This window comes from Candidatus Arthromitus sp. SFB-mouse-Japan, from assembly GCF_000270205.1.
Taxonomy (GTDB): domain Bacteria; phylum Bacillota; class Clostridia; order Clostridiales; family Clostridiaceae; genus Dwaynesavagella.
Genome location: NC_015913.1, coordinates 656,954 through 680,116 on the forward strand (window position 1 = coordinate 656,954; position 23,163 = coordinate 680,116).

The 23,163-nt window shown below is 26.8% G+C and carries 27 protein-coding genes; 20 read left to right on the top strand and 7 right to left on the bottom strand.

Going from position 1 to position 23,163, the window contains the following annotated elements:
- Positions 1 to 39: 39 nt before the first annotated feature.
- The 7 genes from rsgA to SFBM_RS03220 all read left to right on the top strand — a co-directional run bounded on the left by rsgA (position 40) and on the right by SFBM_RS03220 (position 7,692).
- A complete protein-coding gene (rsgA, locus tag SFBM_RS03190) occupies positions 40 to 927 on the top strand; it encodes a ribosome small subunit-dependent GTPase A (RefSeq protein WP_005806554.1) in 888 nt (295 codons plus the stop codon).
- Positions 928 to 934: 7 nt separating this feature from the next.
- On the top strand, positions 935 to 1,549 hold the full coding sequence (locus tag SFBM_RS03195; RefSeq protein WP_005806552.1) for a thiamine diphosphokinase: 615 nt from the start codon (positions 935 to 937) through the stop codon (positions 1,547 to 1,549).
- A 343-nt stretch (positions 1,550 to 1,892) separates the two neighbouring features.
- Positions 1,893 to 2,312 carry a hypothetical protein gene (locus tag SFBM_RS03200; RefSeq protein ID WP_005806550.1) on the top strand — a complete coding sequence of 140 codons (420 nt, stop codon included), beginning with the start codon at positions 1,893 to 1,895 and terminating at the stop codon, positions 2,310 to 2,312.
- Positions 2,313 to 2,477: 165 nt separating this feature from the next.
- Positions 2,478 to 3,065: a formate/nitrite transporter family protein gene (locus SFBM_RS03205; protein WP_005806548.1), complete on the top strand. Its 588-nt coding sequence runs from the start codon at positions 2,478 to 2,480 to the stop codon at positions 3,063 to 3,065.
- 132 nt (positions 3,066 to 3,197) lie between these two features.
- A complete protein-coding gene (locus SFBM_RS03210) occupies positions 3,198 to 5,750 on the top strand; it encodes a calcium-translocating P-type ATPase, PMCA-type (protein WP_081484484.1) in 2,553 nt (850 codons plus the stop codon).
- Between the two features lie 334 nt (positions 5,751 to 6,084).
- Positions 6,085 to 7,320, top strand: a complete 1,236-nt coding sequence (locus SFBM_RS03215) for an MATE family efflux transporter (RefSeq protein WP_100181638.1) — start codon at positions 6,085 to 6,087, stop codon at positions 7,318 to 7,320.
- Between the two features lie 126 nt (positions 7,321 to 7,446).
- On the top strand, positions 7,447 to 7,692 hold the full coding sequence (locus tag SFBM_RS03220) for a TipAS antibiotic-recognition domain-containing protein (protein WP_005806543.1): 246 nt from the start codon (positions 7,447 to 7,449) through the stop codon (positions 7,690 to 7,692).
- Positions 7,693 to 7,743: 51 nt separating this feature from the next.
- Here the strand turns inward: SFBM_RS03220 and SFBM_RS07900 are convergent, their stop codons facing one another.
- Entirely contained in the window at positions 7,744 to 7,881 is a 138-nt protein-coding gene (locus SFBM_RS07900) for a L28 family ribosomal protein (RefSeq protein ID WP_369727697.1), read from the bottom strand.
- Between the two features lie 395 nt (positions 7,882 to 8,276).
- On the bottom strand, positions 8,277 to 8,927 hold the full coding sequence (locus tag SFBM_RS03230; protein ID WP_007440662.1) for a trypsin-like peptidase domain-containing protein: 651 nt from the start codon (positions 8,925 to 8,927) through the stop codon (positions 8,277 to 8,279).
- A 184-nt stretch (positions 8,928 to 9,111) separates the two neighbouring features.
- Here SFBM_RS03230 and SFBM_RS03235 point away from each other — a divergent pair, with 184 nt between their 5' ends.
- Complete coding sequence (locus tag SFBM_RS03235; RefSeq protein ID WP_007442276.1) at positions 9,112 to 9,453, top strand: TipAS antibiotic-recognition domain-containing protein; 342 nt, start codon at positions 9,112 to 9,114, stop codon at positions 9,451 to 9,453.
- A 51-nt stretch (positions 9,454 to 9,504) separates the two neighbouring features.
- Here the strand turns inward: SFBM_RS03235 and SFBM_RS07905 are convergent, their stop codons facing one another.
- From SFBM_RS07905 to rpmB, 3 genes are all read right to left on the bottom strand, one after another.
- Positions 9,505 to 9,642: a L28 family ribosomal protein gene (locus SFBM_RS07905; protein ID WP_369727697.1), complete on the bottom strand. Its 138-nt coding sequence runs from the start codon at positions 9,640 to 9,642 to the stop codon at positions 9,505 to 9,507.
- Between the two features lie 243 nt (positions 9,643 to 9,885).
- A complete protein-coding gene (locus SFBM_RS03240; RefSeq protein ID WP_005806540.1) occupies positions 9,886 to 10,707 on the bottom strand; it encodes a S1 family peptidase in 822 nt (273 codons plus the stop codon).
- A gap of 195 nt (positions 10,708 to 10,902) precedes the next feature.
- Positions 10,903 to 11,094 (bottom strand): 50S ribosomal protein L28, encoded by a 192-nt coding sequence (rpmB, locus tag SFBM_RS03245; RefSeq protein WP_007440604.1) that lies wholly within the window; start codon positions 11,092 to 11,094, stop codon positions 10,903 to 10,905.
- A gap of 138 nt (positions 11,095 to 11,232) precedes the next feature.
- Between rpmB and SFBM_RS03250 the strand changes: the two genes are divergently transcribed.
- Genes SFBM_RS03250 through SFBM_RS03275 form a run of 6 tightly spaced genes read left to right on the top strand, consistent with a single transcriptional unit; the run spans position 11,233 to position 16,036 of the window.
- Positions 11,233 to 11,574: an Asp23/Gls24 family envelope stress response protein gene (locus tag SFBM_RS03250; RefSeq protein WP_005806536.1), complete on the top strand. Its 342-nt coding sequence runs from the start codon at positions 11,233 to 11,235 to the stop codon at positions 11,572 to 11,574.
- Positions 11,575 to 11,604: 30 nt separating this feature from the next.
- Positions 11,605 to 13,620 carry an ATP-dependent DNA helicase RecG gene (recG, locus tag SFBM_RS03255; protein ID WP_014017898.1) on the top strand — a complete coding sequence of 672 codons (2,016 nt, stop codon included), beginning with the start codon at positions 11,605 to 11,607 and terminating at the stop codon, positions 13,618 to 13,620.
- A gap of 10 nt (positions 13,621 to 13,630) precedes the next feature.
- Positions 13,631 to 14,200, top strand: coding sequence for a 16S rRNA (guanine(966)-N(2))-methyltransferase RsmD (gene rsmD / locus SFBM_RS03260; protein WP_005806532.1), 570 nt, complete (start codon positions 13,631 to 13,633; stop codon positions 14,198 to 14,200).
- Positions 14,193 to 14,681 (top strand): pantetheine-phosphate adenylyltransferase, encoded by a 489-nt coding sequence (coaD, locus tag SFBM_RS03265; protein WP_005806530.1) that lies wholly within the window; start codon positions 14,193 to 14,195, stop codon positions 14,679 to 14,681. Before rsmD ends, coaD begins: the two co-directional genes overlap by 8 nt.
- 4 nt (positions 14,682 to 14,685) lie before the next feature.
- A complete protein-coding gene (locus SFBM_RS03270; protein ID WP_007440039.1) occupies positions 14,686 to 15,201 on the top strand; it encodes a hypothetical protein in 516 nt (171 codons plus the stop codon).
- Between the two features lie 22 nt (positions 15,202 to 15,223).
- Positions 15,224 to 16,036 (top strand): Cof-type HAD-IIB family hydrolase, encoded by an 813-nt coding sequence (locus SFBM_RS03275; protein WP_005806526.1) that lies wholly within the window; start codon positions 15,224 to 15,226, stop codon positions 16,034 to 16,036.
- A 249-nt stretch (positions 16,037 to 16,285) separates the two neighbouring features.
- On the opposite strand, the gene SFBM_RS03280 is transcribed toward SFBM_RS03275, so the two are convergent.
- Both SFBM_RS03280 and SFBM_RS03285 read right to left on the bottom strand, forming a co-directional pair.
- Positions 16,286 to 17,296 (bottom strand): nucleoside recognition domain-containing protein, encoded by a 1,011-nt coding sequence (locus tag SFBM_RS03280; RefSeq protein WP_014017899.1) that lies wholly within the window; start codon positions 17,294 to 17,296, stop codon positions 16,286 to 16,288.
- An 83-nt stretch (positions 17,297 to 17,379) separates the two neighbouring features.
- Positions 17,380 to 18,567, bottom strand: coding sequence for a nucleotidyltransferase (locus SFBM_RS03285; RefSeq protein WP_014017900.1), 1,188 nt, complete (start codon positions 18,565 to 18,567; stop codon positions 17,380 to 17,382).
- Between the two features lie 182 nt (positions 18,568 to 18,749).
- Here SFBM_RS03285 and pta point away from each other — a divergent pair, with 182 nt between their 5' ends.
- From pta to acpP, 6 genes are all read left to right on the top strand, one after another.
- On the top strand, positions 18,750 to 19,748 hold the full coding sequence (gene pta / locus SFBM_RS03290; protein WP_005806521.1) for a phosphate acetyltransferase: 999 nt from the start codon (positions 18,750 to 18,752) through the stop codon (positions 19,746 to 19,748).
- A 42-nt stretch (positions 19,749 to 19,790) separates the two neighbouring features.
- Positions 19,791 to 20,987 (top strand): acetate/propionate family kinase, encoded by a 1,197-nt coding sequence (locus SFBM_RS03295; protein ID WP_005806520.1) that lies wholly within the window; start codon positions 19,791 to 19,793, stop codon positions 20,985 to 20,987.
- A 98-nt stretch (positions 20,988 to 21,085) separates the two neighbouring features.
- A complete protein-coding gene (locus tag SFBM_RS03300) occupies positions 21,086 to 21,595 on the top strand; it encodes a YceD family protein (RefSeq protein ID WP_005806518.1) in 510 nt (169 codons plus the stop codon).
- On the top strand, positions 21,595 to 21,777 hold the full coding sequence (gene rpmF, locus SFBM_RS03305; RefSeq protein WP_005806516.1) for a 50S ribosomal protein L32: 183 nt from the start codon (positions 21,595 to 21,597) through the stop codon (positions 21,775 to 21,777). Before SFBM_RS03300 ends, rpmF begins: the two co-directional genes overlap by 1 nt.
- 58 nt (positions 21,778 to 21,835) lie before the next feature.
- Positions 21,836 to 22,828, top strand: a complete 993-nt coding sequence (gene plsX, locus SFBM_RS03310) for a phosphate acyltransferase PlsX (protein ID WP_014017901.1) — start codon at positions 21,836 to 21,838, stop codon at positions 22,826 to 22,828.
- Positions 22,829 to 22,897: 69 nt separating this feature from the next.
- Complete coding sequence (gene acpP / locus SFBM_RS03315) at positions 22,898 to 23,128, top strand: acyl carrier protein (protein ID WP_007440386.1); 231 nt, start codon at positions 22,898 to 22,900, stop codon at positions 23,126 to 23,128.
- Positions 23,129 to 23,163 lie beyond the last annotated feature (35 nt).

A 23,163-nucleotide genomic window follows, 5' to 3' on the forward strand; every position in this document is an offset into this window, starting at 1 on the left:
CTATTTTTTTAACTATATAAAGTATGATGAGGAATTGTTATGGTAGAGATTGGTGGAATTATAACAAAAGCTATAGATGGTTTTTATTATATATTGGTTGATAAGGAAGAGTATTGTTGTAAATCTAGGAAAAAATTTAGATTTAAAGAAATTGAACCTAAAGTGGGAGATAGAGTAACTATAAAAATAATTGATCGAAATAAAAAAGAAGGAGTTATTGAAAACATTCATAAAAGAGTTTCAGATTTTATAAGACCGCAAATTTCTAATGTTACTCAAATATTTATAGTACTATCTTATTTAGAGCCTAAGATTAATTTTGAAATGTTAAATAAAATGCTTATTAATTTTGAAGCTGATGGAGTTAAAATCAATATAGTAATTAACAAGTGTGATTTACATACAGATGTAGATGATAAAGAAGTTGATGAATTATTTAAAAATTTTCCTTATGATGTGATTAAGATAAGTGTTAAACACGAAAATAACATAGATATTATAAAAGATAAATTATGTAATAATATATCATGTTTTTGTGGGGCATCTGGAGTTGGAAAATCAAGTTTGTTAAATAAGATCGTGGATAAAAATATAATGGATACTTCAACATTGAGTCAAAAAGTCAAAAGAGGTAAGCACACGACTAGGTTTTCACAATTGGTATATATAGATGAGTTAGATGGATATTTAATTGATACTCCAGGATTTAGCTCTGTGAATATTTCAAAACATATAGATATAGATAATTTAAGAGAATATTTCATTGAGTTTAAAGATTATTATGAAGGTTGTAAATTTAGAGGATGTAAGCATATTAATGAAATTAAATGTAATGTAAAACAAGCATTACAGAATGATAATATAAATAGAACAAGATATGAGATGTATGTAAAATTTTATAATAAATTTAATCAAAAGGAGAAGTAATTATATAGTGGAATGTGTTATTTTTGGAAATGGAGGCTTTAATAAATTTGACATAGTGAATAAATTTGTAGATTTAGACAATATATTTACTATTGCTGTTGATGGCGGATGTAATTATTTAATTGAAGAAAATAGAAGGATAGATTTAGCTATAGGAGATTTTGATTCGCTGAAATATAAAGAAGTTATTTACAATAATAGACATATTTTAAAGACAGATATGGATTATAATGATTTAGAAATAGCTATGGATTATTGTTTGAAAAATGGATTTAAAAAGATTTATCTTTTTGGATTTACTGGTAAGAGATCGGATCATTTTCAATTTAATTTGAGAGTGATGCAGAAATTTATTGAACGTGGTTTAGATATAGTTATGATTGATGAGTTTAATGTTATATTAGGATCTATTGGCTGTAATAATTTTGATAGGGGGTCTTATAAATTTTTTTCAATCTTACCTGTATATGACGACACTATTATTTCTATATGCGGTGCAAAGTATAATTTGAATAATTTTCATTTAAATCTTATTGATACTCTTACACTCTCCAATGAATGGATATCGGAAAAAGTAAAAATATCTTCAAATAAATTAATTTTTATTTATTTAATATTTTGAAGATCATAAATTGATTAAACATACAATATATTGGTAGTAAAAGTTTTTTTATTTTTGAAATTAAGGAGAGATGACAATTATGAAGATTATAGCTATAAAGCTACCTAAATGTTTAGCTAAGATAGTTAAAATATTTAAAAAATAAGATATTTAGGTAATAAAGAGTGTGTATCACTCTTTATTATTTTGTTTAAGTACTTAAAATTATTTAAATTAAGAGTAATTTAATTTATCTTAAATGGAAAATATAATTGTAATTGACTCAATAGTAATAGTACTATTATAGTAGGCATTACGAAAAATTAATTAACAAATTTAAATATGAAAGGAAAGTGTGTAGATAATGTTTAGAATTAATACAAAAGTTTTAGGGTTTGGATTGTTTGCTTTTGTATTTTGTTTTGGATCAACTAGTAGAGTAAAGGCTTATGAGAACCAAGTAAGTGAACCTTATACTTGGACAGGCCAAATGAGTAGTGAAGCTGAAGATTACGATTTAAATCTTAGAGAACAAAGAGATACTTTGTTAAAGGAAGTGCTATTCATTAATGATGATGATTTAGAAAGATATCTAGATGATTATAATTTGTTTTATGATGTTTCTGTTCAAAAAGGTAAAGTAGAGGAAGTCGAAGATATTATTACACAATATGAAAAAGAGTATATGTATTACGAATTATTTTTGCTAACTGGAGATGAGGATTTAGCTAATCAATATTATACTGATCCTCAGATTCATTTTAGTTTTGAGAATATAATATAGATGATCTGTAAAGATTGAATCCTGTTAAATGTATATTTTAACAGGATTTTTTATTTAATAAATTAATATAAAATTTGAATTTATATATTTTACAATAAAATATTTTTTTGGTACAATATTAGGTCTGAAATTAAGGATAAATATCTATTTTAAAGGAGTGTTTTTATGGTAGTATTTAGGAAGTCTATATTAGCGGGAATTATAGTTTCTATTGCTGCGTATAATTATCTGTTAAATTATGATACATTATCAAAAATAGTATTTTCTGCTGCATTGTTAGTAATTTTAGCAATGAATTTAAATTTGTATACAAGTAAAATTGCTAAATGGTGTTGTTGTAATGAAGAGTTGACTTGTAAGGTTAAGAATATAGCTATTATTCTTTTAGGTAACTTTATTGCTTGTGTTATATTTGGATATTTGTTTTCTTTTTTAGGTGAAACTCATGCGGGATCAATTTGGGAATCCAAAATGCAGACACCGTTATTAATTGCACTTTTTAAGTCTATAGTAGTTGGTATACTTATGCAAATTGCTGTATTTAGTAAACATGATTTGGTTACTATCGGAATTGTATTATTATTTTTAGGAACTAAAACAGAGCATAGTATAGCAAATATAGTTTATATGAGTGTAGCTAGAGCTTTTTCTTTAAAGTCTTTATTTTATATTTTAATTTGTTTGATAGGAAATGCGATTGGAGGAAGTCTTGTTTATTTATTGAATAAAGATGATAAATCAGCGTCCTATTAAATTTATTATGTTTATATGAATAAATCCATTAGAGAGTTATCTCTAATGGATTTATTTTTTTTTATTTTAGTAATTATTTAGATAAAAAGAAAATATATATTAATCATTATAATCTACAAGGAGGAAAAATTGGTGAAAGATAATGGATTATTAAATGGTTTGACTAAAGAACAGGTTGAAATAAATGTCAAAGAATTTGGCAAAAATAGAATAAAAGAAAAAAATAAGACCTCTATATTTTCTATTTTATTATCTCAATTCAATGATATTATGATTTGGATTTTAATAGTTGCAACTATAATTTCAGGTATCATAGGAGATGTTGCTGATTCAATTGTAATTGTTGTAATTATTGTAATAAATGCTATACTTGGATTTATTCAGGAATTTAGAACTGAGAAATCTTTAGAGTCACTTAAGAAACTTTCATCACCAACTACTAAAGTTATACGTGACGGAAATTTGAAAATAATAGATGCAGTTGAATTAACTATAGATGATTTGATTTTGTTAGAATCTGGGGATAGGATTCCTGCAGATGCTAAAATTATAAGAGGTGATCTGACTGTAGATGAATCTTTGCTTACTGGTGAGTCCGTAGGAGTTATCAAGACTAATAAAAATAAAGAAAATAATATTTTTATGGGAACTATTGCTTTGAAAGGTAAGGCATATGCTAAAGTTACTAATATTGGTATGAATACTGAAATGGGTAAAATTGCAAATATGCTTCAGGATATTGATGAGGATAAGTCGCCATTAAAAGAAAGATTGGAAGGACTTGGGAAGGTTTTAGTTGTTATATGCTTGTTAATATGTGCTGTAGTTACTGTTATTGGTATAGCAAGAGGACAATCTGTTACAGATATGTTTTTGATTGGTGTGAGTTTGGCTGTTGCAGCAATACCTGAAGGGTTACCTGCTATAGTTACAGTTGCTTTAGCTCTTGGTGTTTCTAAAATGCTTAAGAGGAGAGCTTTGATTAGGAAACTTCCATCAGTTGAAACACTTGGATGTACATCAATAATTTGTAGTGATAAGACAGGGACTTTAACTGAAAATAAAATGTCAGTTAGAGAAGTTTATTTTGATGGTAAGGTTTATGAAAAAAGAGAAGCCGAAGTAGATAAGAATGAAATTTTGAAGGAAATATTTGTAGTATGTAATGATTTTAATATAAATAAGAATGAAAAGAATTTTAAAAATCAAATAATCGCTGATCCGACAGAGAAGGCTCTTATTGAATATTATTTTGATAATGTTGAAAATTTAGTTAGTTATCACAGTTCATTTAAGAAATTGAGTGAAATTCCATTTGATTCTGATAGAAAGATGGCATCTGTAGTTGTAAGAGATCCAAAGACTGATGAAAGTATTTTATTAGCTAAAGGAGCACCAGAAAAAATACTTTTAATGAGTAAATATTATTTACATAAAGGCAATGTTGTTGATCTTACTAATGCTAAAAGGCAGGAAATCATTAAAGAAGTTGAAATGATGTCGCTTAAGGGACTCCGATGCCTTGGAGCGGGATTTAAGAAAAATAATCTTAATGATAAATCTAATTTAGAGAAAGATCTTATTTTTGCAGGTTTTTGTTCAATAATAGATCCACCAAGAAAGGATTCAAAGGATGCTGTTATTAAATGTAAACAAGCAGGAATAAATACGATTATGATCACTGGAGATCATAAAAATACAGCATTTGCGATTGCTAAGGAGCTTCAAATTTGTACAGGATTAAATGAAGTATTAACAGGTGATGATATTGAAAAGATGTCAGATAAAGCCTTATCAAAGGTAATTGATTTCATAAGAGTATTTGCTAGGGTTACACCAAAACATAAATTTAGAATTGTTAAAGCATTTAAAGAAAAAGGACATGTTGTTGCAATGACTGGAGATGGTGTTAATGATGCACCAGCTATAAAAGAAGCTGATATCGGTATTTCGATGGGGATAGCAGGTACAGATGTAACTAAGGAAGCATCTGCCATGATATTGATGGATGATAATTTTAGTACTATAGTTTCTGCAGTTGAGGAAGGAAGAAAGATTTACCTGAATATAAGGAAGTTTATAAGATATCTATTATCTTGTAATATTGGGGAAGTTTTAACAATGTTTCTAGCTTCTATATTCAGTCTTCCAAATCCACTTACTCCTATTCAAATCTTATTTGTTAACTTAGCGACAGATGGACTTCCAGCTCTTGCACTTGGAGTTGATAATTCGCATGATAATATAATGAGTAAACCACCGAGACCACGAAATGAAAGTATTTTTTCAAGAGGTCTTTGGGAAAAAATTTTATTTAGAGGGGCTTTAATTGGAATTAGTACAATATTTACATTTATTATTGGTCTTTATCTTGGTTTTAGTGTACGTACTTGTAGAACTATGACTTTAGCAACTCTTGTATTATCCCAATTGATACATGTGTTTGAATGTAAATCTGAAACAAGAACTTTGTTTGAAATAAATTTATTGTCTAACAAATATTTGTTGTTATCAGTTATTATTTCGGTGGTGATGATTTTTGGAATAATATATATTCCATTTTTCCAAGCTATATTTAAAACTACAAATATAAATTTATTGCAATGGGGAATTGTATTATTATTTTCAGGAATTATAGCAGTTTCTAGTAGTGGATTCGGTTTGATAAAACGAAAGAAGTCTTAAAATAAAAAGGTAAGCTCATTTGCTTACCTTTTTTGTTATTTAAATTAAATTTTTTAAAATTAAATAAATGTGTATTTTTGATTGATATTGACGATAAATTTAAAATATGATATATGTATATTGTTAATCAGTCGGAGGGTTAGTAACATTTTAAGTTGCGAGCTGGATAAGATTGCAGGTGAAATCCCTGTTTTCTTATCCAGCTTTTTTTTAGAAAGGAGTATAAAATGAAACAATTAAAAGAACAAAGTTTAATTAAAGGAAATATTTTTAAATCTCTTATTTCATTTGCATTTCCTGTATTATTAGCACTTATGGTGCAGCAGACTTAATTATTGTTGGTAAATTTTCTGGAACTTATGCTCAGTCTGGTGTTGCATCTGGTAGCCAATTATTTAATATGATTACTATGGTAATTACAGGACTTACAATGGGTATAATCGTATTTTTAGGTGAGTGTATTGGATCTAAAAACCGTGGCAGGTATAGTTGTTGGAAATGGTGTTGTTATATTTTCAATTTTAGCTATTGTTATAACTTTTTAGTAGTTCCATTTAGTGATAAATTATATACTTTTATGCATGCACCAATAGAATCTTTTGAACAAACTAAACAATATGTACAAATTTGTGGTATGGGTATGATATTTATTATGTTATATAATATAATAGGATCTGTTTTTCGAGGAATTGGTGATTCTAAAACGCCACTTATGATTGTAACAATTGCTTGTATTATTAATATTTTAGGAGATTTTATATTGGTGGCTGGTTTTAGAATGGGAGCTATTGGAGCTGCTATTGCTACAGTATTTGCACAAGCAATTAGTGTAATATTCTCTATTTATTTTATTATTAAGAAAAAATTTCCATTTGATTTTTCTAAAAAGAATATATGTTTTGATAGCGAATGTGTTAAAATGATTTTGTTGATTGGTATGCCTATAGCTTTGCAAGAATTGTTAGTTCAATTTTCTTTTCTTTTTATTCAAGTAGTAGTTAATAGAATGGGAGTTATAGAATCTGCTGCTGTAGGAGTAGCAGAAAAAGTTTGTGTATTTTTGATGTTAGTAGCATCTGCTTATATGCAATCTATTTCTGTTTTTGTGGCTCAAAATAATGGAGCAGGTGAATTTGAAAGATCTAGAAAGGCTTTGATTTATAGGATTAAAACTGCGTTAATTATTGGATTTATAATGGGTATTATCTCATTTTTTGGAGGGAATATATTATCTTCTATTTTTTCGGGCGAGTATCAAGTGACTATTCATGCTCACGATTACTTAAAAGCATATTCTATTGATTGTTTACTCACTGCTGTTCTTTTCTGTTTTGTAGGATATTTTAATGGTTGTGGAAAAACTATTTTTGTTATAATACAAGGGATTATTGGTGCTTTTTTTGTTAGAATCCCTGTTGTTTTTATTATGAGCCAAATAAATGGAGCTACTTTATTTCATATTGGATTGGGTACACCAATTTCTTCTTTGGTTCAAATTATTTTATGTGTTATTGCATATTTTATTTATAAAAAGAGATATGAATCAATTGAGTATGGTATATATAATTAAATTGAAATTAATTAATAGAGGGGAATCTGTTTATGGAGAAAATAGATTAATAGTTCATTAAATAAGATTAATTTATTAAAAGAACAAAAGAAGAGAGATATAATTTTTAAAAATATACAAAATAAAATGAAATCAAATAAGTATAATGATGAATGTATACAAGATATGATATCAGATCTTTTTAATTTTATGAATAGGTTTTATAGATGTTCTATTGGAATGTTTAGAGGATTAGCTGAGGTATATGAATTTAATACTAATTTTTCTAGAATTTTATCTAGGAATTATGGAGAAGAAATGCCAAAGTATATAGCTAAAGCTATGATTTATTTTTGTGATATTAAAGAGGGTAAGGAAGTTTTTAAAGACTGATATTTAAGTTAAGAGTGTAATTAAATTTCTAAATTTAATTACACTCTTAACTTAGGAATATCTCTGTATTTTATTAGACTGTAAACATTCAATACAAATTTTTACAGTCTTTTTTGAATTATCAATAATAGCTTTAATTTTTCTTAGATTAGGAATCCATTTTTTATTAGATCTACAGTGATAATGGATATATTGTCCACCTCAAAACTACACTTTTGTCACAAATTTCACATCTTTATAGAAATATTATATATGCCTCCATATTAAAATCTATGGCACATAAATAATACAATACTATGAAATAATAAAAGAATAATACATCATTTAATGTTATATTATTTATGGAATTCGATATAATAGCTTTGACAATAGGTTTTAAATAAAAAGATGAGATAAGTAGTTTTATAAAATTAATGAAATTGTTTATTTATTACTTAATATTTTTATTTATAAAATCAAGAGATACTTCATTAAATAAATGTGCATATCCAATACCTTTTTCTGCATGAGCACCCCATACTATTCCTACGACTTTACTATCTTTTAATATAGGAGAACCTGAATGTCCGGATTCTGTAATTGAATTAAAAAAAAATTGTATTATGAAGAAAAATTGTATCAGTATTATCAATAGTTGGTTTTGTACTTCCATAAAGAGTAGTTATAACTGCAACATCATAAAATAAATCTGGTTGTTTAAGCATAGGATATCCAGCATATTCAATTGTATCTCCAACTTTAATTTTTTGAATTTCTTCAAGTGCAGCAATTTCAAATGAACCAAAACTATCTGATAAATTTTTTCCATCCTTAGGTTTAACTTGAATTACTGATAAATCTACATTAATTCCTTCAATACCATATACTCCATCTGTATTATCAAATGGAATGATTTTATCAATTTCAAAAGTAGTTGTAGTTCCATTTTTATTTAATTCAACAAATAATTCTTTTTCAGGATTTAAAATATGGTCATCGGGATCTGTATCTGTAATATGTTTATTAGTTAAAACAGTGTTTGGTCCGACAATAAATCCAGTACCACAATAAATTTTAGAATTATTTTTATCTCTTCTAGTTATAGGAACAACTAAATTATATTTGCTATTTTCAATATCTTTGGCCTCTATTTTAACTTTAGGACTAGTAAAGTTAGGTTCATTATTTCTAGAACATTGAATTAAACTTATTCCTAGAACTAATAAGCATAACATTTTAATAAATCTGTTTTTCATTAAACATATCTCCTGGTAATTAAAATTTGATTCACACATTTCTCATTGTAACATAATTTAATTTTTAAATATAGTTTTAATGGAAATAAATAAGATTATTAATATTTAATTATATTTTATTTGTTTTTTAAAGTTAATTGTATTATAATTTGATGTGAAGTAATTAATTTATAGGTGATTTAAGTTGGCGGAAAGAATAAATTATAGTTCATTAAATAAGATTAATTTATTAAAAGAACAAAAGAAGAGAGATATAATTTTTAAAAATATACAAAATAAAATGAAATCAAATAAGTATAATGATGAATGTATACAAGATATGATATCAGATCTTTTTAATTTTATGAATAGGTTTTATAGATGTTCTATTGGAATGTTTAGAGGATTAGCTGAGGTATATGAATTTAATACTAATTTTTCTAGAATTTTATCTAGGAATTATGGAGAAGAAATGCCAAAGTATATAGCTAAAGCTATGATTTATTTTTGTGATATTAAAGAGGGTAAGGAAGTTTTTAAAGACTGATATTTAAGTTAAGAGTGTAATTAAATTTCTAAATTTAATTACACTCTTAACTTAGGAATATCTCTGTATTTTATTAGACTGTAAACATTCAATACAAATTTTTACAGTCTTTTTTGAATTATCAATAATAGCTTTAATTTTTCTTAGATTAGGAATCCATTTTTTATTAGATCTACAGTGATAATGGATATATTGTCCACCTCAAAACTACACTTTTGTCACAAATTTCACATCTTTATAGAAATATTTTATATATGCCTCCATATTAAAATCTATGGCACATAAATAATACAATACTATGAAATAATAAAAGAATAATACATCATTTAATGTTATATTATTTATGGAATTCGATATAATAGCTTTGACAATAGGTTTTAAATAAAAAGATGAGATAAGTAGTTTTATAAAATTAATGAAATTGTTTATTTATTACTTAATATTTTTATTTATAAAATCAAGTGTTGTCTGATTTAATATGAATCCAGTTCCTTCTTTTTCATTAGAAGCTCTTAGCAGGCCTACAATTTTATTTTCTGAATTTAATAACGCTGAACCTGATTGACCACCTTTTGCTATAGATTGAAATGTAATATAATTAGTAGAGTTTGTTAATGTATTAACTTTTATTTTATCGCAAAATAAATCAGGTTGTAATTCAGATGGATATCCAGCGTATTCAATTTGGTCCCCAACTTTTAAACTATTAATTTCCTCAACTGTAGCAAATTTAAAAGTTTCGATATTGTCAGATAAATTTCTACCATTATTAGGTTTAACTTGAATTATTGCTAGATCTACATTAGCTCCAGCCTTTCCATTTGATTCTTCATCAAATTCTATTATATTTTCGATTTCAAATGGAATTGTTGTATCACCTTCATTTAATAGGACATACATCGTATCTTTTGTTTCTTCTGTTGTAACGTGTTTATTAGTTATAATTGTATTTGTTCCAACTATAGTACCTGTGCCCATATAGCGATTATAAAACTCTGGATTTTTAGAAACGATAGGTACAACTGATTTATATTTGCTAGCACTGATGTCTTTGGCAATAATTTTAGTGAAAGTATCTTGTGGTTTTTCTACTTGGTTTTCAATAACAATACCATCTGGAGAATTAGGATCAGGAATAACAGTTATTTGTTCATTATTTTGAGATGTTGAATTATTAGAACTTTGACTGGAGCATTGAACTAAACCTACTCCTAAAATTAATAAGCATAACATTTTAATAAATTTGTTTTTCATTAAACATACCTCTTGATAATTAAAATTTGATTTTTATAGTATCTATTATAAATATATTTCGTTTAATTTAAAAATTATTGTAGTCCTTATGGAAATAAAAAATAACTTTTATTTGTAATTAAACTAATAATTAGATACTATTTTATGGATGTTTTAAAAGTGTAATTAAATCTGGATTTAATTACACTTTTAATTTTATGCAGACCTTTCTATTTTACCAGAACGCAAACATCTAGTACAAACTTTTATAGTCTTTTTAGAATTATTAATAACAGCTTTAATTTTTCTTAGATTAGGAGTCCATTTCCTATTAGATCTACGATGAGAATGGCTGTATTGTCCGCCAAAAACTACACCTTTATCACAAATTTCACATTTCTTAGACATATTACATACACCTCCATATCTAAAAACATGATATACAAACAAACTTAATAATAACATGAAATAATAAAAGAATCAATATATAATTGAATAATATACTCATTTAATATAAAATGAAAAAGAGGAAAGGAGAGCCGTTTTATGTTACATGTTAAAACACCAAGTGGGAATATTTATTATAACGAAGAGCTTATTAAAAATATTGTTGCTTTAGCTACAATGGAATGCAATAATGTTGTTGGTTTAGCAAATCGTAATTTCAAAGAAGATAATAGCAATTTAAGTAGTGGAATTAAGATAAATTTAACGGAAGATAAATCAAAGTTAAATATACATGTTTTTGTAATTATAAAATATGGGATTAAGATCTCCATAATAGCAAGTGATATAATTCATTTAATTAAGGATAGTGTTGAAAGATTTTTAGAGCTTTCTATTAATTCTATAGTTGTCAATATTCAAGGTATTAGATATGAAAATTAAAGCTTCATTTTTATTTATAGAAGGGTAAGTATGCTAGAAAAAAGTATTATAAGTGTTAAAGGTGTAGGTCAAAGATACGCTGATTTATTTTCAAAAAATGGCATTAATACAGTTGAAGATTTGATTATGTATTTTCCGAAATCATATGAATTTATGGGAGAGTGCTCTTCTGATAAATATGTATTTGAGGGAATTGTCACAGAAATACTTAGAGATGTAGCTGTCAAACAAAAGTTGATATTGACAACAATAAAATTAAAAAATACTGAAGGTAGGGTTGCGAAATTAATATATTTTAATAAACCATATATGAAACATAGTTTTATTTTAGGTAATACATATAAAGTTTACGGATCTTGTAAGGAAACAAAAAATTATATAGAACTTGTCAATGCAGAGAAAATTAAAGAATTTTCAAATGATATTATACCGAAATATAAATCAATTAAAGGAATTGGTAACAATCAAATTATAAATATAGTAAGTAATGCCATTGAGAAAATTAAGCTTAAAGATAATCTACCGAAATTTATTATTGAAAAGAGAAATTTGATTTCTTTGGATGATGCCGTTATAAATATACACTTACCTAAAAATAAAGAAATGCTTACTAAAGCTATAGATAGATTTAAATATCAGGAACTTATGTATTTTTTTGTTAATATAAAGCTTTTAAGAGATAAATTAGCTTCTAAAGGAAATGGGATTAAGTTTAGTATTTTCACTGAAAAATTAATTGAATTAAAGAATCAACTTGGTTTTCAGTTAACTAGTGATCAAAATAATGCAATAAAGCAGATTTTGATTGAACAAAAAAGTGATTTTTCAATTAATAGGTTACTTCATGGAGATGTTGGTTCGGGTAAAACTATTGTGGCATTTATTACAGCATTTAATGTTCTATTAAATGGATATAAAGTTGTATTAATAGTTCCAACTGAAATTTTAGCTGTTCAACACTACAATGAAGCGATTAAATTATTTGAAAAATTTGATATACAAATTCGGCTTTTAGTTGGGAGTATTAAAGAAAAGGAAAAAGATAAAATAAAGGAAGAATTAAAGGAAGGATATTCAATTTTATTGATAGGTACTCATGCAATACTTGAAGATGATGTTGAACTTAAAAATTTGGGGTATATAATTTTCGATGAGCAACATAGATTTGGTGTGAGTCAGAGGTCCAAACTTATACAGAAAGGAAAAGATAAAAATTGTGATGTATTGGTTATGACTGCGACTCCTATTCCGAGAACTTTATTTTTGTACATATATAATGGAATGGATATTTCATCGATTAAAGAGCTCCCATCAAATCGTAAGAAAGTTAATACGATTCATATTAAGAGAGAAGATAAGAAATCTAAATATAAAATTATATTAGATGAAATTAATAAGGGTGGTCAATGTTATATAGTTTGTCCTCTCATTGAAGATAATGAAAAGGTAGATTTATTTTCTGTTGAATCATTATACGAGGAATTGAAGACATCTATTTTATCTTCTTGTAGTATTGGAATTTTGCATGGCAAAATGAACAACAAGGACAAGAACGGAGTTATGAATAAATTTAAAGAAGGATTAATTGATATATTGATTTCTACTACTGTAATAGAGGTTGGTATCAGTGTTTCTAATGCAACTGTAATGGTAATTGAAAATGCTGAGCGTTTTGGAATTTCACAGATACATCAACTTAGGGGTCGAATTGGTCGTGGATCTAAAGAAGGTATATGCATTCTTGTTACTAACACTATGAATTCTGTAACTATGAAGAGAATTTCAACGCTCCTTGAAAGTAATGATGGGTTTTATTTATCTGAACAAGATTTGAAGATAAGAGGAAGTGGAGATATTTTTGGATATAAACAACATGGGAATACTGGATTTGTATTTGCGGATGTTATTAATGACATAGGTATTCTGAAAAAAGTTAAAGAAGATATTGATTATATGGATTTACTTAATACAGATGAAATAAGAAATTTTTATGATGGTGTTCAGAAAAAATTAGATGGAATTGATAATACTATTTGTTTTAATTAAGGAGATTTAAATGAGAATAATTACTGGGAAAGCTAAGGGTAGAAAGATTATTTCTCCAGATGGGTATGATGTCACACGACCAACACTTGATAGAGTTAAGCAATCTATTTTCAATATAATTCAAAATGATTTAACTAGAGATAGTATTGTTCTTGATTTATTTGCTGGAACTGGAAGTCTTGGACTTGAGTCTGCTAGTAGGGGAGCTAAGAAAACTTATCTATGTGACAGAAATGATATTACATTTTCATATTTAAAACAAAATATTAGGAATCTAGGATTGTCAGACTGTGCATTTGCAATAAAAGGGGAGTTTGATGTAAATCTTAGAAGATTTGAGGGTAAGGAAAAATTTAATTTAATGTTTATAGATCCGCCATATAACTCAGATTATGTTAGTAGAAGTATAAACTTAATTGATGAGTTAAATCTTCTTGATAAATATGGGCTTATAGTGGTTAAAATATCAAGTTCAGAAAGCAAGTTTATAGAATCTAAAAATATAAATTTAGTTGATTATAGGAAGTACGGCAACACTACTGTGTGTTTTTATAGATATAAGGAGAATTATAATGAATAGGGCAATAATACCTGGAAGTTTTGACCCAATAACTCTTGGGCACATTGATATAATAGAACGTTCTTTAAAGATTTTTGATGAGATAACAGTATGTGTTTTAGTTAATCCTGATAAGAATACATTATTTTCTATTGAGGATAGGAAGAGATTAATAAGTAAATCTGTATGTAATCTAAATGATAGTGATAAAATAAAAATAGATAGTTATGAAGGCTTGTTAATTGATTATATGAATAGAAAAGATATAAATATAATTATTAAGGGACTAAGAGCTTTTTCGGATTTTGAGTATGAAATACAAATGGCATTTTTAAATAATAAAATGGCACCTAATATAGAAACTTTTTTCCTTATGACAACGGAGAACTTATCTTATATAAGTTCGTCGTCTATAAAGCAAATAGTAAAGTTTGGTGGTAATATATCAGGGTTAGTACCTTCTGTTATTGAACAAGATATTATTCATAAAATTTTGGAGTGATTATATGGATGTTTTACAGTTATTAGATTATTTACAAGAAGTTATTGAGAATGCTACTGAAATTCCTATAACTGGGAAGATTGTTTTAAATAAAAAAGATATATTAGAGTTAATAAAGAAGATTTTACATGATTTACCTGATGAATTAAAGAGGTCTAAATGGATAATTAGCGAGAGGGATAGGATAATAGGTGAGGCAAAAAAGTTTAGTGAAGAAGCTATGAAAGAATCCAAGCTTATGCTTGAAAAAGAGATAGAAGAACATGAAATCGTAATTGAGGCGAACAATAAAGCTCAAAGTATTATAGAAATTGCGAAAGGTGAAGCAAAGGCTATAAGAGGTGGAGCTAATGATTATGTTCGAGAGGTGTTAAGATCATTAGTTGATGATATTGAAAATACTAAGAATAGTGCTATTGAAACATTGGGATCATTATATTCTAAGAATATATCAGAAATATCTAATTTTTATGATGATATTTCTTACAAGATAAAGAATGACTTGGATAAAATAAAATAAATAAGTTAGTGAGGGATTGATCTTGTATAAATTAATAGCTATTGACATGGACGGTACTCTTTTAAATAGTGATGGTCAAATTTCTAATGAAAATATTTCTGCTGTAAAAAGGGCTCTCGATAAGGGAGTAAAAGTGGTTTTTACAACTGGAAGAGGGATTAGAGCAATCATAAAATTTATCGAAAAGGTTGGATTATCCGATAAAGATGAATACATTATAACAAATAATGGTGTATCATTGTATAAAAGCAATGATTTGAAGTGTTTGAAGGCCAATTTATTATATGGAGATGAAGTGAAAACATTAGTTGATGTTGGTATAGATTTAAATGCTAAAATATTGATATATGATTATAAAACTGAGGGAACAATTGTTTTAGAAGAAAATGAGTTTTCAAAATTTGAGAGAGATCATATAGGTATGACTGTTCGTGTTGAACCAGATTTTCCAAATAAAATAAATAAGGAAACAAAAGTATTTAAGATAATTTATACAGAAGAGCCATCAAAACTAGATGTAATACAAAAAAATATTCCAGAGTATATAAAAGATAATTATACAGTTGTTAGAACTTTACCTATATGTCTTGAATTATTTCATAAAGGTTCAAATAAGGGTAATGCTGTTAAAGATTTATCAAATATTTTTGGTATTTCAAAGGAAGAAGTAATTTGTATTGGTGATCAGCAGAATGATATGGAAATGATAAAGTACGCAGGACTTGGTATAGCTATGGGTAATGCAATAAATCCGATAAAGGAAATTGCAGACTATGTTACAGATACAAATGATAATAATGGAGTTGCTAAGGCTATTGAAAAATTTGTATTATAAATTTTTATGAGTATAGGTTTTTTAAAACCTATATTTTTTTTGATAAAATATATTGAAATTTAATTTTAGATATGATACAGTTAATAACGTAGTAATGATAATCACTATCAAATTAATTTCTTTATTCCTACTGATTTAAAATTGTTAGATTTAATATTGAAGCTAGATTTTATACCTCCAAAATGTAAAATGTTTGATTGAAGTATTATATTCTAACTTAAAAAGCCTCTGTACATAGTACGGAGGCTTTTATATTGTAAATATACAAATAATAAATGTTATAACAAATGCAATTATAGATTGTATAAGTTTGTAAAATATATATTTACTTATTTTGAATGAAGTATTTTTGTATACAAATGAGTAACATTGAAGAATTATACATGATCCACTAAAACTACAAAGAGTACTAATAAGTGAGAGTTTTAATTTAATTGGAATAATAGCATCACTTAATAATTTAATACCATTTGTTATTTCAAAAATTCCAACGATAATTGATTTTAATATAGGAAGATCTTTAAGTATAACTTGGGTATAGAAATTATTTAGTAAGATCTCTTTTATTAAAGAAAATAGTATTACAAATCCTCCAACTATCGCACATGTTTTTAATGCATTTTCTAAAGCATTTTTTAAAATATTACCAAAATTATTTTTGGCTTTAATTTGGCTTGGTTTAATATTTAAAATTGATGTTTCTTTTCCCTTTGGAATTATAAACGACATTAGTATACAAGATAAATAATTAGCAAATAAAAGTATGTATCCAAAAGTTTTATTTTGAAGCATTGATACCCCGATAGTGCCAATAATAAATAATGGGCTTGCATTTGATGCAATATTTGTCATGCGTATAAATTCATTTTTACCAATAATTTTTTCGGTGTACATATCGTTTAAGTATTTTATGCCTAATGGGTAACCACATATAAAACTTATAAGTAATGGGAAAATAGAATTTTTAGAAATTCTTAAAGGTTTTGCAAGTATAGAACCAAGGAGTTTACCAAAAATATCTATTCCTCCGTAGTTTATTAAAATATTTGTTAAGATTAAAAATGGAAATAATGTTGGGAAAACTGAATTTATAAATAAATTGGTTCCATTTAGTACTGCATCAATTGATGATTTTGGGAAAATGATTAAGTATGTTATGCTTATCGTAATTGTGAAAGTGATTAGAGCATTTATTTTAGATTTTCCACAGATATAAAAAATTCCTAATATCATAATAGATAAAATTAAAAATACCAACAATTAATTTACATCCTTTCTTTTGTCTTTATTAATTGTTATGAATAAAAAAAAATATTATGATATTAGAAAATATAAATAGACTATTATTCTATAATTGGTGGATGTGTAAAGTCATCCGTTGGTGATACTGTTTTGTTTATAATAGAGTATGCTATCGTGCTTAATATATCTAGTGGTGCTAAAGATGAGTTTTTTTTGTCAAATTTTGATATTATATTTATATTACAAGATTTTTTGATGGTGTTTAATAAATTTTTTCCTTTTGAGTCAAATCCTAGAACTCTAACATAATTACTAAAATTTTTAATTGTTTCCACATCGTAAGATTCAAATCCTATAAAAAATTTGCATAGGATACGACTTAATCTTGAATAGGTGTATCTTTTTGATTTTACATTTAAAATTAATTCATTTAAAGAATTTGATTTATGTATTTCTGTGTAAAATTTATTGTCAAGACCTTCATTTACTCCACTAATTTTTGATAGGTTTTTACTTATTGAAAGCTTGTATTTCAAATAAGGGAACATATCTTCTTTATTAACGAAACAACCTTTTATGGAAGATTTTTCTAAAATTTTAAAGGTTTTTTCAGGGACGTGATTTTTAATAATATTTATATCAGATTTAGTGTTTAGAATATTTCTTATAGCTGTTGCAGATGAAAAAAGTTTGTTTAAAGATGTATCATTATAATTACTTCCAATTCGTTGTATAAGTATAGGTTTTATTCTGCTGTTTAAAATTTTTAAAGATTTAAGATATTCTATAGCTAGAATATTGTTAGAGGATTTCATTAAATTTTTTAGGTTTTCATCTTTCGATTTTTCATGGACAATTAATTCTTGTACTTTTGCAAATGAGTAACCTTTATTTAAATATTTGGAATAATTTATTTTGTTTGATTCTATTAAGATGTTTGAAATTAAGTTTAATTTTTCTTCATTTGGAATTTCACATCCAAAACAAATATAATCAACGCATTTTAATGAGTCGAGAATTTTAATTGCTCCATATGAAAATTTTTCTGCAGAGGATAGAGATATATGTACAGGAATCTCTAAGCATAGGTTAATACCGTTTTTAATAGCAGATTTACAACGCTCAAATTTGTTTAAAATGCTAGGTTCTCCTCTTTGTATAAAATTTCCACTCATAATTGAGATGATTACAAGTTCTTCAGGATGGAATATTTTTTTTATTTGTTCTATTTGGTTAAGATGTCCGAGATGAAATGGGTTATATTCGGATATTATGGCGACTACTTTCACAATAATAAACTCCTTTAAATAAATAATAAAAAATATATTACAAATCATAATAGAAAGTAAAGTGTAATTGAAATAAATATATTGCTTTACCTTATTTCTTAAAGATAATATGTTGAAGAGTATAATTAACTGGTTTATAATAAAAATGAGTTTATTATTTGTTGGTTTGGAAGGAGTCATATATGAGACTATTAGAAAAAATTTTAGAATTGGCTAAAAGTGACAAAAAAAAGATAATTTTGCCAGAAGGAACTGAAGAAAGGACTATTAGAGCGACTGAAACAATTATTAAGGGGAAAATAGCGGATATTGTTTTAATAGGCAATGATGATGAAATTAAGTCTAAAGCTAAAAGTTTAGGAGTTAATATAGATGGTTCAATTATAGTTGATCCAATTAAATCTGAAAAATATGAGGAATATGTGAATTTATTTTTTGAGTTAAGAAAAAATAAAGGGATAACTATTGAAAAGGCTAGAGAGGTAGTAAAGGATGAAATGTATTTTGGGACGTTAATGCTCAAAAACGGAGATGGTGATGGTTTGGTTTCTGGAGCTATACATACAACAGCGGATCTTCTAAGACCTGGAATGCAAATAATAAAAACTTCGCCTGGAACAAAGATTGTTTCGAGTTTCTTTATAATGGATGTGCCTAATAAAAATTATGGTCATGATGGAATAATGTTTTTTGCTGATTCAGCTGTTAATCCGAACCCAACAGCTGAAGAGTTAGCGTGTATTGCTATATCTACTGCAGATAATGCTAAAGCTTTAAGTGGTATAGAGCCTAGGGTTGCATTGTTGTCTTTTTCATCAATGGGAAGTGCAAAGCATGAGTTAGTAGACAAAGTTGTCGAAGCGAATAGAATTGCAAATGAATTAAGACCTGATTTAATGATTGAAGGTGAGCTTCAATTGGATGCAGCAATAGTTTCTGATGTATGTAAAACTAAGGCTCCTAATAGTAAGATACAAGGAATGGCAAATATCTTAATATTTCCGGATCTTCAGTCAGGCAATATAGGATATAAGCTTGTTGAGAGATTAGCTAATGCTGATGCTATAGGACCAATATGCCAAGGATTTGCTAAACCTTTAAATGATTTATCAAGAGGTTGTAGTGTAAATGATATTGTAAGTATGGTTGCAGTTACGTCGGTTCAAGCTAAAATGAGTTAGTTATGTATCTAAAATAAAATTCATTTATAAGGAGATAATGAAATGAAAATTTTAGTTATAAATTGTGGGAGTTCTTCCTTAAAATATCAATTGATTGATATGAATACAGAAAATGCAATTGCAAAAGGATTAGTTGAGAGGATAGGAATACCTGGATCTAATCTTGAGCAAAAAGTTGATGGATCTAATGAAAAATATAAAGTGGAAGTTGATCTTAAAAATCATAAAGAGGCTATCGCATTAGTTTTAAAAACACTATGTGATGATAGATTTGGTTTAATAAAAGATTTAAGTGAAATTAATGCTATTGGGCATAGAGTGGTTCATGGAGGAGAAAAATATTCAAAATCTGTTATTGTGGATGAGGAAGTTATTAAAAATATAGAAGAATGTATTAAACTTGCTCCACTTCATAATCCTGCAAATCTCATTGGAATAAAAGCGTGCAGAGAATTGATGAAAGATACTCCTATGGTTGTTGTGTTTGACACAGCATTTCATCAAACAATTTCAGATAAAGCTTTTATGTATGGGTTACCATACGAGCTCTATGAGAAGTATTCAATAAGAAAATATGGATTTCATGGAACAAGTCATTTTTATGTTGCGAATGAATGTGCAAGAGCTATGGGTAAAAGCATAGAAGATTTAAAAATAATAACTTGTCATTTAGGAAATGGTGCTAGTGTTAGTGCTGTTAATGCCGGTAAGAGTGTTGATACATCAATGGGATTTACACCCCTACAGGGTTTAATGATGGGAACAAGATGTGGGGATATAGATCCTGCGGTTGTAACATTTTTAATAGATGAGCTTAATATGAGCGGAAAAGAAGTTAATGAACTTATGAATAAAAAATCTGGATTCCTTGGAGTTTCAGGGAAAAGCAGTGATTCAAGAGATATTGAGGATTTAGCACAACAGGGTGATAAGAGAGCTAAGTTAACTTTAGATATGTATTGTTATAGAATTAAGTCTTATATTGGGTCTTATATTGCTGCGATGAATGGAGTAGATGCTATCGTATTTACTGCGGGTATAGGTGAGAATTCCGCAATTACAAGATATGGTGTTTGTAAAGATATGGAGAGCCTTGGAATTATAATTGATGAGAATAAAAATAATGTAAGGGGAAAATTGACTGAAATTTCTGCAGATAATTCTAAAGTTAAGATTTATTTAATTCCAACAAATGAGGAACTTGTTATAGCAAGAGATACTCAGGATTTATTGAAGTAATTTTAAATATTGACAATTTGTGTAGTAGAATTATATAATCTATATGATAATGTATAGTTAGTCACACATTTAAACTATTAGGTGAGGTTAATTAAGTCATGCATATAAATTTGAGAAAGTATCAAAAGAGTAAAGTTTTAAAACAAGATGGAGAATTTTCTATTCCATTACAAGACCTCGAGGTTTATAATGGTGATGATTTTAAATTTGTTGATGATGTTCGAGTTAAGGCAAATGTTTTTATTTCTGAAGATTTAATGAAACTTAAGTTCGACATTTCTACGAAATTTAAATTTAATTGTTCTAGATGTTTAATTGAATTTATTGAAGATTTTAATTTGAGGTGTGACGATGAAATTTTATTGAGTAATTTGGATGAGGATATTATTTTAGATTCTGAACAAAATTTGGATTTTAGAGATTATATAAAAAATTGTGTAATTATTAATATACCTCAGAAAAAATTATGTAAGGATGATTGTTTTGGTTTGTGTCAAAAATGTGGCATAAATTTAAATAATAATAAATGTAGCTGTGAAAAAGAAGAGTTTAATAATGTATTTTCTAAGCTAAAAGATACTTTCGTAGATTTTAAGGAGGTGGAGTAATGGGAAATCCAGCACGTAAATTTTCTAAGGGAAGAAGAGATAGTAGAAGAGCACAAACTTTTAAGTTATTAAGCCCAAATGTTATGGAGTGTCCACAATGTCATGAGGTTAAGTTGCCTCACAGAGCATGTAAAAAGTGTGGTTTCTACAATGGTAAGCAAGTTATATCAGTTGAAAATTAATGATACTGCCTAAATTAGTTTTTCTAGTTTAGGTAGTTTGTTTTTTAGGGGTAGAAAAATGGTAAGGATAGTACTTGATTGCATGGGAGGAGATAATTCTCCGAAAGCTCATGTGGAAGGTGCCATATTAGCTTTAAAGTGTAATAAATATTTACATATAATTCTAGTAGGAAATAGTGAGGAAATTCTACAGGAATTAAATAAGTATAAATTTGATAAAGATAAGGTTGATATAATTGATGCAAGAGATATTATTTATGGCTATGATGATCCAGTTAATTCTATAAGAACTAAGTTGAAATCTAGTTTAGTTGTTGCACTTAATGAGTTGGTTGATAAAGATTATGATGCAATTGTATCTACAGGTAATAGTGGTGCTTTTTTAGCTGGATGTTTGTTTATTATAGGAAAGATTAAAGGCGTTGCTAGACCCGCTCTTGCACCTATAATAAGTAGAGAACATGGAAGATTTATTTTGTTAGATTCAGGTGCTAATGTTGATTGTAATGTAAAAAATATTATACAATTTGCCGATTTTGGTCGACTTTATTATAAAATATTATTTAATGAAAGGAATCCAATTGTAAAGTTATTGAATATTGGAACAGAAGGAAATAAGGGTAATTCTGTCATTAGAAAAGCACATGAGGAGTTAAGTAATGATCCAAATATTAATTTTAAAGGTAATTTAGAAGCAAGAGATATATTTAATGATGACGCAAATGTTATTGTGTGTGATGGATTTGTTGGAAATATTGCTTTAAAGATAATAGAAGGAACTAGTAAGTATGTAATGTCAGTAGCTATTAAAGATATTTCGAACTTTTTTTTGTATAAGATAGCTAAGAGAATTATGCCATCTTTTTTTGAGAAGATTAGGACTAAATATGATTATAGAAAATATGGTGGAGCTGTGTTCTTAGGGGTTAAGAAGGTATGCGTAAAGTCTCATGGAGATTCGAATGAGATTGCTATAAAAAATTCGATTGATACAGCATTTAAACTTGTGGATGAAAAAATTATAAGCCTATTAGAAAAACTTTGCTTGTAAAAAATAAAATATTGACTGTTAAACTTTTATAATTTATTATGTTTATGTGATAAATAGGAGGTGAATGTAGTGTTTGAAAAAGTAAGAGAAATAATTTCTGAAAAGTTAAATGTTGATCCAGATGAGATTAAATTAGAATCATCTATAGTTGATGATTTAGGAGCTGATTCTATAGATTTAATTGAACTTATAATGAACCTTGAAGAAGAATATGGTATAAGTATATCTGATGAAGAAGCTGTTAAACTAAAAACAGTTGGAGATGTTGTAGATTTTATAAACTCTCAAGTAGAAAATTAAGTTTATTTACATATTAGTCGTCTTAAACTGTTATT

Excerpts from the sequence above, each read along its gene's own strand:
- SFBM_RS03205 (WP_005806548.1), top strand. The coding sequence starts at position 2,478 with ATGGTAGTATTTAGGAAGTCTATATTAGCGGGAATTATAGTTTCTATT.
- rsgA (WP_005806554.1), top strand. The coding sequence starts at position 40 with ATGGTAGAGATTGGTGGAATTATAACAAAAGCTATAGATGGTTTTTAT.
- SFBM_RS03200 (WP_005806550.1), top strand. The coding sequence starts at position 1,893 with ATGTTTAGAATTAATACAAAAGTTTTAGGGTTTGGATTGTTTGCTTTT.
- SFBM_RS03240 (WP_005806540.1), bottom strand. The coding sequence starts at position 10,707 with ATGAAAAACAAATTTATTAAAATGTTATGCTTATTAATTTTAGGAGTA.
- pta (WP_005806521.1), top strand. The coding sequence starts at position 18,750 with ATGAGACTATTAGAAAAAATTTTAGAATTGGCTAAAAGTGACAAAAAA.
- SFBM_RS03300 (WP_005806518.1), top strand. The coding sequence starts at position 21,086 with ATGCATATAAATTTGAGAAAGTATCAAAAGAGTAAAGTTTTAAAACAA.
- SFBM_RS03220 (WP_005806543.1), top strand. The coding sequence starts at position 7,447 with ATGAAATCAAATAAGTATAATGATGAATGTATACAAGATATGATATCA.
- recG (WP_014017898.1), top strand. The coding sequence starts at position 11,605 with ATGCTAGAAAAAAGTATTATAAGTGTTAAAGGTGTAGGTCAAAGATAC.
- plsX (WP_014017901.1), top strand. The coding sequence starts at position 21,836 with ATGGTAAGGATAGTACTTGATTGCATGGGAGGAGATAATTCTCCGAAA.
- SFBM_RS03270 (WP_007440039.1), top strand. The coding sequence starts at position 14,686 with ATGGATGTTTTACAGTTATTAGATTATTTACAAGAAGTTATTGAGAAT.
- coaD (WP_005806530.1), top strand. The coding sequence starts at position 14,193 with ATGAATAGGGCAATAATACCTGGAAGTTTTGACCCAATAACTCTTGGG.
- rpmF (WP_005806516.1), top strand. The coding sequence starts at position 21,595 with ATGGGAAATCCAGCACGTAAATTTTCTAAGGGAAGAAGAGATAGTAGA.
- SFBM_RS03250 (WP_005806536.1), top strand. The coding sequence starts at position 11,233 with ATGTTACATGTTAAAACACCAAGTGGGAATATTTATTATAACGAAGAG.
- rpmB (WP_007440604.1), bottom strand. The coding sequence starts at position 11,094 with ATGTCTAAGAAATGTGAAATTTGTGATAAAGGTGTAGTTTTTGGCGGA.
- SFBM_RS03230 (WP_007440662.1), bottom strand. The coding sequence starts at position 8,927 with ATGAAAAACAGATTTATTAAAATGTTATGCTTATTAGTTCTAGGAATA.
- rsmD (WP_005806532.1), top strand. The coding sequence starts at position 13,631 with ATGAGAATAATTACTGGGAAAGCTAAGGGTAGAAAGATTATTTCTCCA.
- SFBM_RS03295 (WP_005806520.1), top strand. The coding sequence starts at position 19,791 with ATGAAAATTTTAGTTATAAATTGTGGGAGTTCTTCCTTAAAATATCAA.